General features: G+C 36.7%; 16 protein-coding genes and 1 riboswitch. Of the genes, 3 read left to right on the forward strand and 13 right to left on the reverse strand.

From position 1 onward, the window contains the following. Position 1: 1 nt before the first annotated feature. Both purS and purC read right to left on the reverse strand, forming a co-directional pair. Positions 2–256 (reverse strand): phosphoribosylformylglycinamidine synthase subunit PurS, encoded by a 255-nt coding sequence (gene purS / locus ACKTSC_RS07705; protein WP_407857276.1) that lies wholly within the window; start codon positions 254–256, stop codon positions 2–4. Between the two features lie 2 nt (positions 257–258). Continuing rightward, a complete protein-coding gene (gene purC, locus ACKTSC_RS07710; RefSeq protein WP_407857277.1) occupies positions 259–975 on the reverse strand; it encodes a phosphoribosylaminoimidazolesuccinocarboxamide synthase in 717 nt (238 codons plus the stop codon). A gap of 252 nt (positions 976–1,227) precedes the next feature. Between purC and ACKTSC_RS07715 the strand changes: the two genes are divergently transcribed. Next, positions 1,228–1,599, forward strand: coding sequence for a hypothetical protein (locus ACKTSC_RS07715; RefSeq protein WP_332580118.1), 372 nt, complete (start codon positions 1,228–1,230; stop codon positions 1,597–1,599). 38 nt (positions 1,600–1,637) lie between these two features. Here the strand turns inward: ACKTSC_RS07715 and purB are convergent, their stop codons facing one another. From purB to ACKTSC_RS07740, 5 genes are all read right to left on the reverse strand, one after another. Continuing rightward, positions 1,638–2,933: an adenylosuccinate lyase gene (gene purB, locus ACKTSC_RS07720; protein ID WP_332580117.1), complete on the reverse strand. Its 1,296-nt coding sequence runs from the start codon at positions 2,931–2,933 to the stop codon at positions 1,638–1,640. Positions 2,934–3,039: 106 nt separating this feature from the next. Continuing rightward, entirely contained in the window at positions 3,040–4,161 is a 1,122-nt protein-coding gene (gene purK, locus ACKTSC_RS07725) for a 5-(carboxyamino)imidazole ribonucleotide synthase (protein WP_407855696.1), read from the reverse strand. Continuing rightward, entirely contained in the window at positions 4,154–4,642 is a 489-nt protein-coding gene (gene purE, locus ACKTSC_RS07730; RefSeq protein ID WP_407855695.1) for a 5-(carboxyamino)imidazole ribonucleotide mutase, read from the reverse strand. The genes purK and purE overlap by 8 nt, the downstream gene beginning before the upstream one ends. Positions 4,643–4,783: 141 nt before the next feature. Continuing rightward, positions 4,784–6,067, reverse strand: coding sequence for a nucleobase:cation symporter-2 family protein (locus ACKTSC_RS07735; protein WP_332580114.1), 1,284 nt, complete (start codon positions 6,065–6,067; stop codon positions 4,784–4,786). Position 6,068: 1 nt separating this feature from the next. Continuing rightward, a complete protein-coding gene (locus ACKTSC_RS07740) occupies positions 6,069–6,650 on the reverse strand; it encodes a xanthine phosphoribosyltransferase (RefSeq protein ID WP_407857278.1) in 582 nt (193 codons plus the stop codon). Positions 6,651–6,727: 77 nt separating this feature from the next. Further along, positions 6,728–6,825: riboswitch (purine riboswitch) on the reverse strand. A 281-nt stretch (positions 6,826–7,106) separates the two neighbouring features. On the opposite strand from ACKTSC_RS07740, the gene ACKTSC_RS07745 reads away from it, so the two are divergent. Next, positions 7,107–8,024, forward strand: coding sequence for a CorA family divalent cation transporter (locus ACKTSC_RS07745; protein ID WP_407857279.1), 918 nt, complete (start codon positions 7,107–7,109; stop codon positions 8,022–8,024). A gap of 41 nt (positions 8,025–8,065) precedes the next feature. Here the strand turns inward: ACKTSC_RS07745 and tdcB are convergent, their stop codons facing one another. From tdcB to clpB, 6 genes are all read right to left on the reverse strand, one after another. Next, the gene (gene tdcB, locus ACKTSC_RS07750) at positions 8,066–9,073 is read right to left on the reverse strand and encodes a bifunctional threonine ammonia-lyase/L-serine ammonia-lyase TdcB (protein WP_332580111.1); all 1,008 of its coding nucleotides are present in this window, start codon (positions 9,071–9,073) and stop codon (positions 8,066–8,068) included. Further along, on the reverse strand, positions 9,073–10,182 hold the full coding sequence (ald, locus tag ACKTSC_RS07755; RefSeq protein WP_407857280.1) for an alanine dehydrogenase: 1,110 nt from the start codon (positions 10,180–10,182) through the stop codon (positions 9,073–9,075). The genes tdcB and ald overlap by 1 nt, the downstream gene beginning before the upstream one ends. A 424-nt stretch (positions 10,183–10,606) precedes the next feature. Further along, positions 10,607–11,044 (reverse strand): Fur family transcriptional regulator, encoded by a 438-nt coding sequence (locus ACKTSC_RS07760; RefSeq protein WP_407857281.1) that lies wholly within the window; start codon positions 11,042–11,044, stop codon positions 10,607–10,609. A 93-nt stretch (positions 11,045–11,137) separates the two neighbouring features. Next, complete coding sequence (gene cysK, locus ACKTSC_RS07765) at positions 11,138–12,067, reverse strand: cysteine synthase A (protein ID WP_407857282.1); 930 nt, start codon at positions 12,065–12,067, stop codon at positions 11,138–11,140. A gap of 190 nt (positions 12,068–12,257) precedes the next feature. Beyond that, on the reverse strand, positions 12,258–13,115 hold the full coding sequence (locus tag ACKTSC_RS07770; protein WP_407857283.1) for a glucosaminidase domain-containing protein: 858 nt from the start codon (positions 13,113–13,115) through the stop codon (positions 12,258–12,260). A gap of 260 nt (positions 13,116–13,375) precedes the next feature. Further along, positions 13,376–15,979 carry an ATP-dependent chaperone ClpB gene (gene clpB, locus ACKTSC_RS07775; RefSeq protein ID WP_407857284.1) on the reverse strand — a complete coding sequence of 868 codons (2,604 nt, stop codon included), beginning with the start codon at positions 15,977–15,979 and terminating at the stop codon, positions 13,376–13,378. 158 nt (positions 15,980–16,137) lie between these two features. Between clpB and ACKTSC_RS07780 the strand changes: the two genes are divergently transcribed. After that, positions 16,138–17,148 carry a zinc-binding alcohol dehydrogenase family protein gene (locus ACKTSC_RS07780; RefSeq protein WP_332580105.1) on the forward strand — a complete coding sequence of 337 codons (1,011 nt, stop codon included), beginning with the start codon at positions 16,138–16,140 and terminating at the stop codon, positions 17,146–17,148. The last annotated feature ends 13 nt before the right edge of the window (positions 17,149–17,161 follow it).

Raw genomic sequence — 17,161 nt, forward strand, 5'->3', positions numbered from 1 at the left:
CTTAAACTTCCTCCGCTGTAACTATTTCATAGCGATACGTTTCCATGTTGATGTTGGCCAACAATTTATCACACACTTCTTCGATTGTCTCTTCGATAGAATGGTCCCTTTTCTCTACTTTAAGCTCAAAATATTTTCCAATCCGGATTTCTTCGATTTCCTCAAAACCCAAGCGATGAACAGCGCCTTTGACTGCTTCTCCTTGAGGATCTAAAACAGAATCCTTATACGTCACATAAATTTTTACAAAATACATGGTTATTTCCCTCGCTTTTCTAATCGGTTTAGTACTTCTTGATAAACAGGTACGATGTCTCCTAAGTTACGACGATAAATATCTTTATCTAAATGCTCGTTCGTCTTTTTATCCCATAAGCGACATGTATCAGGAGAAATTTCATCGGCTAATAAAATAGATCCATCCTTTTGACGACCAAATTCTACTTTAAAATCAATCAATGCAATCTCGATAGAATTGAATAATTCATTTAAGGCCTGATTGATTTTTAATGCCAATTGGCGTAATTGCACTAATTCTTGATCAGAGGCCAATCCTAAATAATTGATATGCGCATCAATCACCATCGGATCATCTAATTGATCCTCTTTGTAATAGAACTCAACAATTGGTTGATCAAGTACCTTGCCTTCAGTAATTCCTAAACGTTTTGAAAAACTTCCTGCAGCTACGTTCCGCACAACTACTTCTAATGGAATAATTTCTAAAGGTTGGATCAATTGTTCAGTGGATGATATTTTTTTGATAAAATGATTGTTTATTTCTTTTGTGTTTAAAAAATCAAAAATGTAAGCTGTAATCTGATTGTTAAGTTCGCCTTTTCCATTTATTTGATCTTTTTTCAGTCCATTTAAAGCTGTTGCCTGATTCAAATATTCTGCCCATACAATGGCTGGATCAGTTGTTTTAAAAAGTTTTTTAGCCTTGCCTTCATAGAGTAAAGTGTCTTTTTCCAAGATTTATCGCCCCTTTTAATCAATAATGAACCATCTTAAATCAAAATTTTCCATTTGCTCTTTTCATTTTTAGTGTAACAACCTCAAAAAAGCTTTTCAATAAAAATCGTATATTTTTAGCTATAAACACATTTAATGTTCGTGTTTAAAAATAAGATTAAAATTTTTATCTTTTCTTATAAAAGATAACGTTTACAATTATTTGAATCGGTGTTATATTTATCTCGAAAGAATTTAACGGGGGAATTGCTTATGCCAGATGCATCTTCAACAGCTCATCGTTTTCTTAATTCAATGAGCGAATGTGAGAAACAACAGTTATTCAATGCCTTAATAGGTTTAGATGCCACACATTGTGTCAACTGCAATACTAGTTTTTATTCTTATCGAAACTTAAAAAAAATTTTCCGCTCAAAAAAATCACAAGAAATGCAATCATTAACTTTTGTTAATGATCGCAATGAAAAACTAGTAATCAAACAATTTAAAGATTTTACTTTCCTGAAAAACTCTTATCGAATTGAAGTCTTAATTAACAACAAAATTTACGATTACCATTTGATTGACGAGTTTCTTAACTTGTTAACCCAACAGTTTTGCGAAGACATCTATTCATATGCCTAATAAAAAAACTCTTGCCAATGGCAAGAGTTTTTTTATTTTTATTTAATTCCGATACGATCAAAAATTGCATCTACGTTTTTCAAGTGATAGTTGTAATCAAACGCATCATCTAAATCTGATTCAGATAAAATAGCCGTGATTTTTTCGTCTTCTTCTAGCAGCGGACGGAATTGTTTTTGATGATCCCACGCATACGCAGTCTTTGGTTGAACTAAATCATAGGCTTCTTCACGCGTCATTCCTTTATCAATTAATTTCAACATTACACGTTGGCTATAGATCAAGCCGTAAGTCGCTTGCATGTTGCGCTTCATATTTTCAGGAAAAACAGTCAAATTTTTAACAATATTTCCGAAACGATGCAACATGTAATCAATTAATATCGTAGTATCTGGAGTGATGATTCGTTCGGCTGATGAGTGGGAAATATCACGTTCATGCCATAAAGCAACGTCTTCAAAGGCTGTGATTAAATGGCCACGAACGACTCGAGCTAAACCGGTCATATTTTCTGAACCGATCGGATTACGTTTATGTGGCATGGCTGACGAACCTTTTTGACCTTTTGCGAAAAATTCTTCAACTTCTCTTGTTTCAGATTTTTGCAAGCCGCGGATTTCAGTCGCAAAACGTTCAATAGATGTCGCAATTAAAGCTAAGCTTGAGAAATATTCAGCATGTAAATCACGCGGTAATACTTGTGTAGAAATTTCTTGTGGTCGAATCCCTAATTTTTCGCAGACATATTCTTCAACAAATGGCGGAATATTAGCAAATGTACCAACTGCTCCTGAGATTTTACCCGCTTCTACTCCCTTTGCAGCATGTTCAAAACGTTCGATGTTACGCTTCATTTCTGAGTACCAAGTTGCTAATTTCAATCCAAATGTTGTTGGTTCGGCATGAACACCGTGCGTCCGCCCCATCATTACTGTGTATTTATGTTCAAGAGCTTTCTCACCAATGATTGTTAAAAATTCTTGCAGATCTTGACGTAAGATATCATTTGCTTGTTTATAAAGATATCCATAAGCAGTGTCCACTACATCTGTACTGGTCAACCCATAGTGAACCCACTTGCGTTCCTCACCAAGTGTTTCAGAAACAGCACGTGTAAATGCTACGACATCATGTCTTGTTGCCTGTTCGATTTCTAAGATCCGATCAATATCAAAGCCTGCATTTGCGCGAATCTTCTCGACATCTTCTTTAGGTATTTCACCTAACTCTGCCCAAGCTTCATCTGCTAAAATCTCGACTTCTAACCAAGCTTTGTAACGATTTTCGTCGCTCCAAATATTTCCCATTTCTGCTCTTGTATATCGCGTTAACATGACAATCCCCTTTTTTATAAAAGATAAAAGAATCGATCAGATCCTTTATTTTCACAACTTACTTTTTAATCCTTTAAACAATTTAAATACTTAATGATACCAACTATTAATTCCAAGTTTCTGTTTTTTTGATATCGTCCAACGTTCGTTGGACACTCTCAGTCAATACAGTAATATGTCCCATCTTGCGTCCTTTTTTAGGCATCGCTTTTCCATAATAATGAAAATGCCACTCGGGCCATAAATCAATTAATTCATAGGTTTTCAAAAGATTTTCCCCTAATACGTTGATCATCACAGCATTTGATAATAATTTAGGTTCACTTAGCGGCCAGCCGCAAATACCTCGAATATGCGCTTCAAATTGGCTCATCGAGCAAGCTTCAATCGTATAGTGTCCCGAATTATGTGGGCGTGGCGCAATTTCATTCACATATAATGCACCTGATTTAGTCAAAAAGAATTCCACACAAAGAGTACCTATTAGTTCCACACCTTCGGCGATAACTCTAGCAATCCGACTTGCTTCTTTTGCAACTTCTGGATTTACTCCTGCTGGAGCGATTGTTTCGTGTAAAATATTATTGCGGTGAACATTTTCCACTACAGGAAAGGTCACATAATCGCCAATATTATTTCCTGCTACTTGAACAGATAATTCTTTCTCAAACGGAATCCAGGCTTCAAGCACACATGTTCCTTGGCGCAAAAGATTCATCGCCGGCGCTAAATCAGCTGTACTTTTCAATACATATTGGCCATGTCCGTCATAACCGCCGCGAGTTGTTTTCAAAACACAAGGATATCCGATGCCTTCAATGGCATCTTGAATATCTGTTGGGCTAATGATCGTAGCATAAGGCGCGATTACGATATTATTATTTTCTAAGAATGATTTTTCTAGTAAACGATCTTGACTGATTGCCAATAAATCGGTGCCTTGAGGTACGTTGGCAAAATGTTGGATTTGATTGATCGTATCAACATCAACATTTTCAAATTCGTACGTAATGACTTGTGATCGACGAGCCATTTCTTCTAAAGCCATTTGATCATCATAATCGGCAACGATATGCCAATCTGAGACTTGTGCAGCCGGACAATCTTCTGTTGGGTCTAATACACCAGTGCGAAAACCCATTTGTTTTGCGCTGATAGCCATCATACGGCCTAGTTGTCCTCCGCCCACGATTCCGATCGTAGAGCCGGGTTGTAAAGATTTAGCCAAGTTGTTCACTACTTTCTAATACAGTTTCTGTCATTTGCTGACGTTTTTTTTCTAAACGTAAAGCTATATTTTTATCATACATTGAAAGCATCTGCGCCGCAAGTAGTCCAGCGTTAGTTGCACCAGCTTTTCCGATTGTCGTTGCTGCGACCGGTACACCGCCAGGCATTTGTACAATTGATAATAATGAATCCAATCCATTTAATGCTTTTGATTGAACAGGAACACCAATAACAGGTAATGTCGTTTTCGCTGCTACCATTCCTGGTAAGTGTGCGGCACCGCCTGCACCAGCAATAATAACTTTTATCCCACGATCTCGTGCTTTTTCGGAAAAGTCGAACATTAAGTCCGGTGTCCGATGTGCTGAAACTACTTTCTTTTCATAAATTATTTCTAGTTCATCAAGACTTTGACAAGCATATTTCATTGTTTCCCAATCAGATGTACTTCCCATAATTACTGCAACTTCAGGCTTCATAAGCAGCTCCTTTCATTTCTCATTTTTATTCTATCAACCTGAAGTTTACAAGTCAAAAAATATTCGAATAATAAACTATAAAATTATTTTAATGTTCGCTTTATTGATAAAAAAAAGAAGAATGCGGTTCCCCACATTCTTTTATTTTTTGTTTCTATTATAACCATGAAAAATTAAATTCAAAATGATTGCTGATAAACTACTCATCACGATTCCATTACCTGTAAACATTTGAACTGTTTCTGGCAGTTTAGCGAACAACGTCGGCACTGAATTAAATCCTAAGCCAAAGCCGATTGAAATAGCAATGATCAATAAATTTCTTTCATCATTAAAATCAACTTTTGATAGCATCTTCATTCCTTGTACAGCGACCATACCAAACATCACTAACATTCCGCCACCTAAAACAGATTCCGGAATGACTTGTGCTAGAGCACCAATTTTAGGAAACAATCCTAAAATGACCAAAAAAATTGCCGAGAAATAAATCGGGCGTCTGTTTTTGATTCCTGACAATTGAACTAAGCCGACATTTTGTGAGAATCCTGTATAAGGAAAGGTATTGAACAAACCACCCAAAATAACTGCTAAGCCTTCCGCACGATAGCCACGTTTCAAATCATCTTCTTTTACTTCTTTTCCAACGATATCACCTAAAGCAAAATAAACTCCAGTTGATTCTACCATGCTGACAATTGAAATAATGATCATTAATAAAATAGAGAATGGTTCAAACTTAGGCGTTCCAAAATAAAAAGGTTGAGGCACATGGAACATTGGCGCATGTCCGATCGCAGATAAATCGACTTTCCCTAAAAGAGCTGCTAAAATCGTTCCACCAACTAAACCAACAAGTACAGCAATCGACCGAACAAAACCTCGTCCAAAAACTTGGATTGCCAAAATTAAACCAATCGTTACAAACGCTAATAATAGATCACTGGGATCACCGAAGGATTTGCTTGATGCGTTTCCACCGCCCATTTTTGTTACAGCTACTGGGATCAATGTCAAACCAATCGTTGTGATCACTGTTCCAGTAACGATTGACGGAAATAATTTTTCTACTTTCGAGAAGAAACCAGATATCAATACCACAAAGATTCCTGCAGCGATAATTGATCCATAAACCGTTCCAATTCCACGCGTTTGGCCAATCAAAATCAGTGGTGCTACTGCTTGAATTGCACAACCTAAAACAACGGGTAAGCCGATTCCAAAAAATTTATTGACAGTTAATTGCAGCAATGTCGCAATCCCGCACATAAAAATATCGATTGAAATCAAGTACGTCATTTGCGCTTCATTAAATCCTAAACCAGTACCGATCAAAAGTGGTACTGCCACTGCTCCTGCATACATCGCTAAAAGATGCTGCAACCCTAATACTGCTGATTTTCCGTTTCCCGTTTTGCTTGTCACGCTATGCGTCCTCCTCTAAGAAAGTTACTTGACCGTCACTCAAGGAAGCAATTCTTGCTAAAGAAACAACTGGAATGTCCATATCTTCGATCAACTGACGGCCGTCTTGGAATGATTTTTCAATCAAAATTCCGATTCCGGCAACAATTGCACCAGCTTGTTGGCACAACTCAATCAATCCTTTAGCTGCTTGGCCATTTGCCAAAAAGTCATCGACTAGCAAGACGTTATCATCTGCAGATAAAAATTTACGAGAAATAGAGATCGTGCTCGTTACTTGTTTCGTAAAAGAGTAAACAGAGGCAGATAATAATTCTTCATCCATCGTTAAACTTTTTGATTTACGAGCAAAAATCATCGGAACTTTCAAAGCTTGTGCAGCATAGACCGCCGGAGCGATTCCTGACGCTTCGATCGTCACAACTTTCGTGATTTTCTTTTCTGCAAATACTTCAGCTAAACGTTTACCCATTGCATCCATCAATTCAGGATCAACTTGGTGAGTGATAAATTCATCGACTTTTAAAACACCTTCGCCTAAAACCCGTCCATTTTCTTTGATGCGATCTGTTAATTCTTTCATTTCTTTCGTTCTCCTTCTCTTGTCGTTTTTTGAAAATACAAAAAACGCACCTCATCTGCAAAGCAAAAAAGATACGTAACCGTACGATTTTTACTTATAGTCTTGCGTTTACGGCACAAGGTAGAAACTGTCATCCATATCATGACGATATATAAGTTTAGTTTCAATGAAAATTTCATTGAAGTTTCGAAATATGAACTTTATTATAGCAGATACTTTTCTTCTGTAAACTAGAATCATTTTAAATGAGAAGAATTCTAAGCAAAAAGTTCTTTTTCTCACTTTTTTAAGCGTTTTCCTTATTTTAACATCCTTTGTAACGGTCAAATTAATTGGCAATCCGAACATTATCTGAGATGATAGAATTACTGTTAGTTTATAATTTTAAGGCAACTTCAACTACTTGCTTTAAAGCTATCTAATGAAATTTACTCTATAAATTTAAGGAGGGATTTTTTGCTTGATTACTATACAATCTCAACTGAAGGCGTTCAAAAAAGTGACCCAACAGGCAATTGGTTGGTCGTGACGGAGCCGAACGATTGGGAAAAAGACCAACTCCACCAAACTTATGATTTACCACGAGATTTTTTTATTTTAGGAGAGAAATATTTCAATGTGTCCTATTTTAAAAAATATCAGGCTGAAAATAAAAAAGTGTATTCTTTGATGATGTTTGTAAATATCCAATCTATGGATGATCCCGAGCTAACACCTTCAACGATTACGGTTTTTTTGACCCCTGACGTTTTGATCACTGTAGCTGACCAGCCACTAATCGAAGAAGTTTTGCAAAAATATCAAACAGAAATTTTCACTAAGGCGGCGCTTATTTTATACATGTTAGAAACAATCAATGAACATTACCTGATCTTCCTGCGACAACAACGTGAAATCATCGAAAGTATCAGTGATGTAGCTCCTAAAAGATCCAACCGGGATATTTTAGAAAAAACGACACATACAGAAAAGAAACTTGTCTATATCGACAATCTGCTAAACGAACAATCTAAAACAATCAATCGCTTACTAGATTCCCAGTTAGTGGCCTCTGACCGTGACTTAGCGATTCAAATTGAATTACAAACGAAACAAGCAACTGTTTCTGTTCAGATTTATCGAGAGATGTTGGGGTCGATCAGCGGATTGATCAATAGTATGATGGATAATCGATTGAATCAATTAATGAAATTTTTAAATACTGCCTCATTACTATTAGCTATGCCGACTTTGATTTTTAGCCTTTGGGGCATCAATACTGGCGGACTCTGGTGGCGACATTCAGAAATTGGTTCGATTGCAGTCGTACTATTAGCTCTATTAGTCTCGATTGTTAGCGGTATCTATCTATTCAAAAAAGATTATGATGCATAAAAAAGAAGTAACGGAAACCCCGCTACTTCTTTTTTGCAGTCTTATTTTAATTCGTTTGCTACAGAGAAGTGTCCAATAACATCTGTGATACGTTTTAAGTCTACGTTCCCGCCAGATACGACAGCAACTACTTTTTTACCATTTACGTATTGATCAACTTTTCCAGAAAGAATTGCTGCAGTCGCCAACGCGCCCGCACCTTCAACGACGATTTTAGTACGTTGGATTAAGTCTTTCATCGCTAATTCGATTTCTTCTTCCGATACAGTAACCATATCATCGACTAAACCTTCAACAACTTCGAAAGTTAGATTGCCTGGGAATTCTACTGCACATCCATCAGCGATCGTAGCTGATTCTTTGTGTCCGACTTTTTTGCCTTCACGGAATGAAGCAGTCATCCCATGAATGTTATCTGCTTGAACACCAATGATATTGATATTTGGGTTGAATGTTTTCAACGCCACTGCGATACCCGCGATTAATCCGCCACCGCCGACAGGAACGACAACTGTATCGACATCCCAGATAGAATCTAAGATTTCAAGACCGATTGTTCCTTGTCCAGCCATTACGTATTCATCATCGTAAGGAGGAATATATGTTACACCTGTTTCTTCAACGATTTTTTCACAATAAGCTTTTGCTTCATCAAAGCCTGAACCATGAAGAATAACTTTTGAGCCATATCCTTCAGTTGCTTCAACTTTTGCTTTCGGAGCAGTTTCCGGCATTACAATCGTGCTTTCGATTCCTAATAATCTAGAAGTCAAAGCAACACCTTGAGCGTGATTACCAGCAGAAACAGCGATAACGCCTTTATCTTTTTCTGCTTGTGTTAAATGAGCGATTTTATTAAACGCACCACGGAATTTAAACGATCCTGTCAATTGCATATTTTCTAATTTTAAGAAAACTTGTCCCCCAGTTTGAGCAGTCAAGAACATTGATTGAATCAATGGTGTTACACGTCCGTATTGTTTTACAACATTTTTCGCTTCATGGATATCTTCAATTGTTACAGGTAATTTTGTAAATACATCTGTCATTACAGAACATCTCCCACTTCAGTATAAGGAACATCAATTGAATCTGCTAATGCTTTAGAAACTACTTTACCATTGTAAACACTTAAACCTGATACTAATGATTCGTCTGATTTCAACGCTTCATCCAATCCTTTGACACTCACATCTTTAAGGAATGAGATATTTCCTTTTGCCAAAGCAATTGTTGCTGTTCTTGGAGTTGCACCTGGCATATTTGGAACAGCGTAGTGGATAACGCCATGTTTAGTAAATACTGGATCAGCATGGTTTGTTGGTTTGTCGATTGTTTCCACAGTACCACCTTGGTCGATTGCAATATCAACAATAACTGAACCTGGTTTCATTGATTCAACCATATATTCTTTAACTAATTTTGGTGGTTTAGCTCCTGGAATCAAAACAGTTGAGATAAATACATCTGCTTCTTTGATTTTATCTTCTAAGTTTTCAGTATTTGAAACAATTACATCAACGTTATGATCTTTGTAACGATCTTGTAATTGTTTGATACGATTTTCGTTTACTTCAAGAATGATAACGTGGCAACCAATTCCTACAGCCATATCCGCTGCATTTTCTGCTGCGTTACCGCCGCCTAAGATGACAACTGTTCCAGCTTCAACGCCTTCGATACCTGGAAGTAAGATTCCTTCACCGCCGTGTTGTTTTTCAATGTAGTATTGACCTAAGTTAACGGCACGACGACCAGCGATCGCACTCATTGGTTTTAACAATTCAAGTACACCATTGACTGAAATATTTTCTCCTGATAAAGCAGTTACGCCTACTTCCATCATTTTTTCCACACATGCTTTGTTTGCAGCTAAGTGTAAGAAGCCCCAAATAATTTGACCTTTTTTGAAATAGTGGTATTCACTTTCCATAGGTTCTTTAACTTTTACGATTAAATCAGCAGTCCACGCTGTATCTGTATCTACGATTTTACCTCCAGCTTCAACATATTGTTCATTAGTAAAGCCAGAACCTGCACCAGCATTATCGTCAACTAGTACTTCATTTCCTGCTTCAACTAAAATTTTTACATTTTCAGGTGTCATGCCTACGCGTGCCTCACCTTGTTTTGGATCTTTAATTACGCCAATTTTCACGGTAAATCACTCCTAATATATTTTATATTATTATGAAGTTCTCTTGGGAACATGTTTAATATATCACAATCACTTTTTTAAGCAATAATTGGTCTATAAGTGTTATTAATCTCTCATAGAAGATTGTTTATTATTCATTTATTTTAAAGACAATAAACAAAAAACACCTTATTATAAGGATTTATAAATTAAAATTTTATCATTTTAATTTATAAATTTCTCTTTTAAATGTTTTGACGGTGAATAAAATTGCAATCGTTATCAGATTTTTGTGTGATATCTCTCATAAGTGGGTGTCTAATATTTCTGATAACAAATGAAAACGCTCCGGTTTTTCGTTGATCTATCAGCTTTTTGCGCTTTGTGGATTTTCTAATCAAATTTTTGCTAGCGCTCATAAATGAACGACAAAAAAGCCGAGGAATTATTCCTCAGCTTTTTTATGACAATCCGGACAAAGTCCATAAACTTCTAGACGATGATTATTAACTTCGTAACCTGTTAACTTACTAGAAGCCATTTCTACATCTTCTAATCCCGGATAAAAGAAATCAACGATCTTTCCACATTCTGTACATATCGCATGATAATGACGCCGATTCGTGAAATCAAAACGACTAGCAGCATCACCATAATTCATTTCTTGTACAATCCCGATTTCGACAAATTTTCTCAAATTATTATAGACAGTCGCTACACTCATATTAGGAAAGCGGCTTTCTAATGAACGGAAAATCTCATCGACTGTTGGATGGCTGCGATAATCGATCAGATATTCTAAAATGGCATATCTCTGCGGCGTTATCCGAATTCCTTCGGCCTTTAATTCTTTGACGGCTTGGTCAACTGCCTCATTTACCATACAAGCCCCTCCTGTTTATATTATCTCTTAAAATGATACTATTATTCAGGGGGAAATACTAGGCAGATTCAAAAATTAATAACTTTCATAAACTTATTGGTTGAATTGGAACAATTCAGTCGATAAGTAGCGTTCTCCATTATCTGGCAATAACACTAATACTTTTTGATTCGAAGACATCTTTTTAGCAATTTCAATGCCAGCAAACAACGCCGCTCCCGAAGAAATACCGACTAGAATACCTTCTTTTTTAGCAATTTCTCTCGCTGTTTCCATTGCATCGCTTGCATTTACTGGTAATACTTCATCATAGATTTCACTATTTAAAATACTGGGTACAAAACCAGCACCGATTCCTTGGATTTTATGAGGACCCGGCTGACCACCTTCTAATACTGGCGATTCTTCAGGTTCCACGGCATAAATTTTCACATCTGAATACATTCTTTTTAGCTCATTTCCAACGCCTGTGATTGTTCCGCCGGTACCAACACCAGCAACAAACGCATCCAATCCATTCTTTTCAAAAGCATTAGCAATTTCTCTTGCAGTTGTTCGTTCATGAACCTTAGGATTCGCAGGGTTATCAAACTGTGCCGGGACGAACCAATCATTTTCTTCTGCGAGTTCTTTCGCTTTAGCAATTGCCCCTTTCATACCATCTGGCCCAGGAGTCAAAACAAGCTCCGCACCATAAGCCTGCATCAATTTACGTCGTTCTACACTCATTGTTTCTGGCATAACTAAAGTTACAGGGTATCCTTTAGCCGCTCCGACCATCGCCAAACCGATGCCTGTATTTCCTGAAGTAGGCTCAACAATTGCCATCCCTGGTTTTAATTTACCAGTTTTTTCTGCATCTTCGATCATACTCAAAGCGATTCGATCTTTTACGCTACCACCAGGATTAAATGATTCTAGTTTTACATAAATTTGTGCGCCTTCATCAAGTCCTAAATTTTTCAATTTGATGATAGGTGTTTCTCCGATTGTATCTAAAATAGAATTATAAATTTTTGTCATAATTATTCGCTCCATCCCTTACCATATGTAAGTACATAGTAACGAATAAATGAGATTTTTACGAGAATTTAGTATTTTTGTAATCGATACCACCTCATCTTAATTTAATTTTTATTTTTAGAAAAATCAAGATCTATTTATTAATAAATTTCCGCGTAAAAAAAGACGAGAAATAAATTCTCGTCTTTTTTTAAATTGAAATAGTATCTCCAGGCATAATTGTTACCGACTCCGAAGACCAGCCGTTGTCAGCTATCAATTGATCAACACTGATACCAAGCTGTTCAGCGATTCCCCAAACAGAATCTCCAGATTGGACTGTATACGTTTGACCACTTGATTGTGACGTCGATGTCGTCGTTGTAGTAGTTGTTGTCGTTGTTTGTGTCGAGGTAGTTTGAACTGCTGTTCCAGCTCCCGGTGTATCAAAACGTGTTAAATTATACGTTTGGATCAATGAGATCAATTTGCTAGCATAACTTGGATCTGTCGCATAACGTCCCGTTAAATAAACTGCCGCATCTTGATAACTATTTGTATGGCTTTTTCGTGCACCTGCATAATAATTACCGGTTAACAAAGTCGCATGTGCTTGGAAAGATTCAGCATAACTATTATATACAGCGAACGGTTCATTCATAGTTACCCATTGTCCATTTAGATATTCTTGCGTGCTCATCGTAACAGACGGGCCTCCGCTATATTCTTTTACTCCAAATAAATTATAATATGGCGCACTCGATAATTGTGATGATCCGAATCCAGTTTCAACTAATGCTTGTGCAACCATGATTGATGCATATAGATCATTTGATGAAGACACTTGCATTGCAGATGCTCCCAATTGCTCGATAAACGCTGATTGATTTTGTGTTTGAGCTGTTTCAGCAGCACTTACTTTTACAGTATTCAGACTGATTGCTGCTGGCGAAAGAATCATAGCTGTACCTAATAATGGCACCGTTCTTTTCGCAGCTTTCACGCGCTTAGCTTTTTGTTGCTGCTTCATATAGTTATATTTTTCTATTCGTGATTTGAATTGGTTCATTATATAGTATACCTCCAGGAATCCTCGACTAAGCTCTTATTTTCTTCCTTTTAAAGTATAAGCTAAGAATGCGATGCAAACAATTTAATCACTGTAAATTCACTAATTTGTCATTAACTCGTAATATACGTAATGAGAATGTTGTTATTTATTTTTTTCAATAGCTTGCTTTTCATAAAATTAATGAAATTTTCGATTATTACAAAAAAAGCGATAACTCCGTTTGACTGAAGTTATCGCTTTTTGTTTACATAATTAAATTATATATCTGCTATTTCATTTTGGAAAACAAGTTGACCATCTAGTAATTCAATAGCTACTTTGGTTTTAGGCAAAACTCGACCTGCAATGATTTCTTTCGCTAAAGGTGTCTCTACCTCTCGCGTAATGAATCTTTTTAGTGGCCGCGCTCCGTATTGTGGTTCATATGCTTGTTCTGCGATCCAACTTTTCGCATCTTCAGTGATTGCTAATTGTATTTCTTGGTCTTCTAAGCGTTTAGAAAGACCTTGAATGATTTTTTCAACGATTCCTTTAACGTTTTCTAAACTCAATGGTGTAAATAAAATCGTATCATCGATTCGGTTTAAAAATTCTGGCTTGAAGTGACCTCTCAATAAATTCAAAACTTGTTCTTTGGTCGCTTCAGGGATCGTCCCTTCTTCAGTCACACCATCTAACAATACTTGAGAACCGATGTTACTAGTCATAATCAAAACAGTATTTTTAAAATCGACTAAGCGACCTTTAGAATCTGTCAAACGACCATCATCTAAGACTTGCAACAAAATATTAAAGACATCTGGATGTGCTTTTTCAATTTCGTCGAGCAAAATAATCGTATACGGATTACGACGAACTGCTTCTGTTAATTGACCGCCTTCTTCATAACCAATATAACCTGGAGGTGCCCCGACCAAGCGAGAAACAGAATGTTTTTCCATATACTCACTCATATCGATTCGTACCATGTGGTCTTCTGAATCAAATAAATTTTCAGCTAAAGCTTTAGCTAATTCTGTTTTACCGACTCCAGTTGGTCCTAAGAATAAAAATGATCCTAACGGTCGATTTGGATCTTGCAAACCTGCACGAGAACGAAGAACAGCATCACTGACAGCATCGACGGCTTCGTCTTGTCCAATTACACGTTTATGCAGCGTACCGTTCAAACTTAGGAGTTTTTCACGTTCGCCTTCAACTAATTTAGTTACTGGAATACCGGTTAAACGGCCCACGACTTGTGCAATTTCGTTTTCGGTTACTGATTCTTGGACCATTCTGATATCATTTTGTTTATTTTTTTCTTCCAGTTCAGTTAATTCTTGTTCCAATTTTGGTATCGTCCCATGTCGAAGAACGGCTGCTCGTTCTAAATCATAGTTGTTTTCTGCATCTTCCAATTCATGTTTGGCTTGATCGATCTCAGCTCGTTTATTGGAAACTTCATTGACTTCTTCTTTTTCGGTTTCCCATTGAAGTTTCATCGCATTTGCTTCTTCACGAAGGTTAGCTAATTCCTCTTGTAAGTTTTCTAAACGTTTCTTGCTGGCATCATCGCTTTCTTTTTTCAAGGCTGCTTCTTCGATTTCTAATTGCATCAAACGACGAGTGACTTGATCAAGCTCTGTCGGCATAGAGTTCATTTCGACACGAATACTAGCACTGGCCTCATCGATCAAATCAATGGCTTTGTCAGGTAAGAAACGATCCGTGATATAGCGATCTGATAATGTAGCCGCCGCTACTAAGGCATTGTCATGGATATTTACTCCATGGTGGATCTCAAAGCGTTCTTTTAGTCCCCGTAAAATACTGATCGTATCTTCAACGGTCGGTTCCTTGACTAGTACTTTTTGGAAACGACGTTCTAAAGCTTTGTCTTTTTCCATATATTGACGGTATTCATCTAATGTTGTTGCTCCGATCAAATGTAATTCTCCACGAGCTAACATTGGTTTCAATAAGTTTCCGGCATCCATACTACCTTCTGTTTTGCCGGCTCCGACGATATTATGAATTTCATCGATAAACAATAAAATTCGTCCATCTGATTTTTTTACTTCTTTTAAAACGGCTTTCAATCGTTCTTCAAATTCGCCCCGGAATTTTGCTCCAGCGATCAATGACCCCATATCTAATGAAAAGACTGTTTTGTCTTTTAAATTTTCCGGAACATCTTTGCGAACGATCCGTTGTGCTAGTCCTTCCACGATCGCCGTTTTACCCACACCGGGTTCGCCGATCAATACCGGATTATTTTTAGTTTTCCGAGAAAGGATCCGAATAACGTCGCGGATTTCTTCATCGCGACCGATAATCGGATCTTGTTTTCCATTTTTAACTTGTTGAACTAAATCAACTCCATATTTTTCTAAGGCTTTGTATGTTTCTTCTTGGTTTTGCGAAGTCACACGATCTCCTCCTCGCATCTCTTCAATATTTTTTTGAATCTCTTTTTCATTGATTCCTTGTTGATTCAAATACTTCGTTAAAGGATAATTTTTTAGTTTCATTAACGCTAAGATGACGATTTCGGTTGACAAAAAGTCGTCTTGAAATTTTTCTCTTAATGAATCTGCTTCATTTAACAGATTGAATAGATTTTGACTTAAATTTTGTCCATATTGAACATTCCCACCACTAACTGTTGGGTATTCATCCAACAGATGATCTACTTCCTGTTCAAAACGATCAACATCAAGCCCAGCATCTGTATAAAAATTTCTACCAAAATGATTTGGTTGTAAAAAAATTTTCCATACATGGGCGATATCGATTTCTTGGTGGTGTCTAGTTACTGCTATCTGTTGCGCTTCAGCAATTGTTTCTTGTAAAGTCGTCGTCATTTTTTCGATATTCATAAACATACCTCCGACATTATTAATTGTTTACAAATCATAGTATATATCATTGGTCAGCAAAGGTCAAAAGATATACTCACCAAGTATTAATGTTTATTATTGGGAAGAAAAACGAAATAATGCTACAATTCTTTCATTACTAGAAAGAGAGTGATTCAATGATTTCTCGTGTGATCGGCTTTGAAAAAGGATTCCAACTGTCGAATGGAAACCATTTTGAAACATATGAAGTAATGCTTCCTAAATTAAATAAATTTGATGTAGTCGTAAAAAATTTAGCTACATCGATCAATCCTGTAGATACTAAACTTAGGCAAAGTGGGAAAGGAACCGCACAACCACATGTATTAGGTTTTGATAGTGTCGGTATTATCACTCAAATTGGTAGTGACGTTGAAAAATTACAAGTCGGTGATCGAATCTTTTTTGCTGGCACAACGACACGTTATGGCAGTTACAGTGAACAACAAATAGTGGATTCTCGAATTACTGCAAAATTGCCAAGCGACCTTTCTACTGATAGTGCTGCAGCATTACCGTTAACTTTTATCACTGCTTATGAAATGCTATTTGAAAAAATGAATTTGATTCCCGAAGAAAAACAAAATGAAGGTACACTTTTGATTATAAATGGGGCCGGCGGCGTTGGTTCAGTGGCGACTCAATTAGCTAAATGGGCTGGTTTAACCGTAGTCACTACTGCTTCTCGTAAAGAAAGTAAAGCTTGGACCGAAAAAATGGGTGCTGATCATGTTATCGATCATCATAAAGATTTGACAAAACAATTATCAAAACTAGGGTACAAGAGCTTGCCTTACATTTTGATTTTGCATTCTACAGATCGCTATTTTGATGAGATGTGCGACTTACTTGAACCTTTTGGTCATTTAGGTTCGATCGTCGGTGCTACCAAAGATTTAGATATGACAAAATTAAAAAATAAATCCGGCAGTTTCGATTGGGAATATATGTTTTCAAAAACAGATCATGATTTCAATGTCGCTTCTCAAGGAAAGATTTTAGAATTTCTTGTTGAGTTGCTTCAAGAAAAAAAAATCCAAAGTACCTTAACAAAAATAATTCCTGGTTTTTCGCCGGAAGTTTTTTATCAAGGTCATCAAATCGTTGAATCAAACGAAATGATCGGTAAATTAGTCATTCATTATTAAAAAAAGAAAGCTA

It is taken from the genome of Enterococcus hailinensis (assembly GCF_045862035.1).
Taxonomy (GTDB): domain Bacteria; phylum Bacillota; class Bacilli; order Lactobacillales; family Enterococcaceae; genus Enterococcus_A; species Enterococcus_A hailinensis.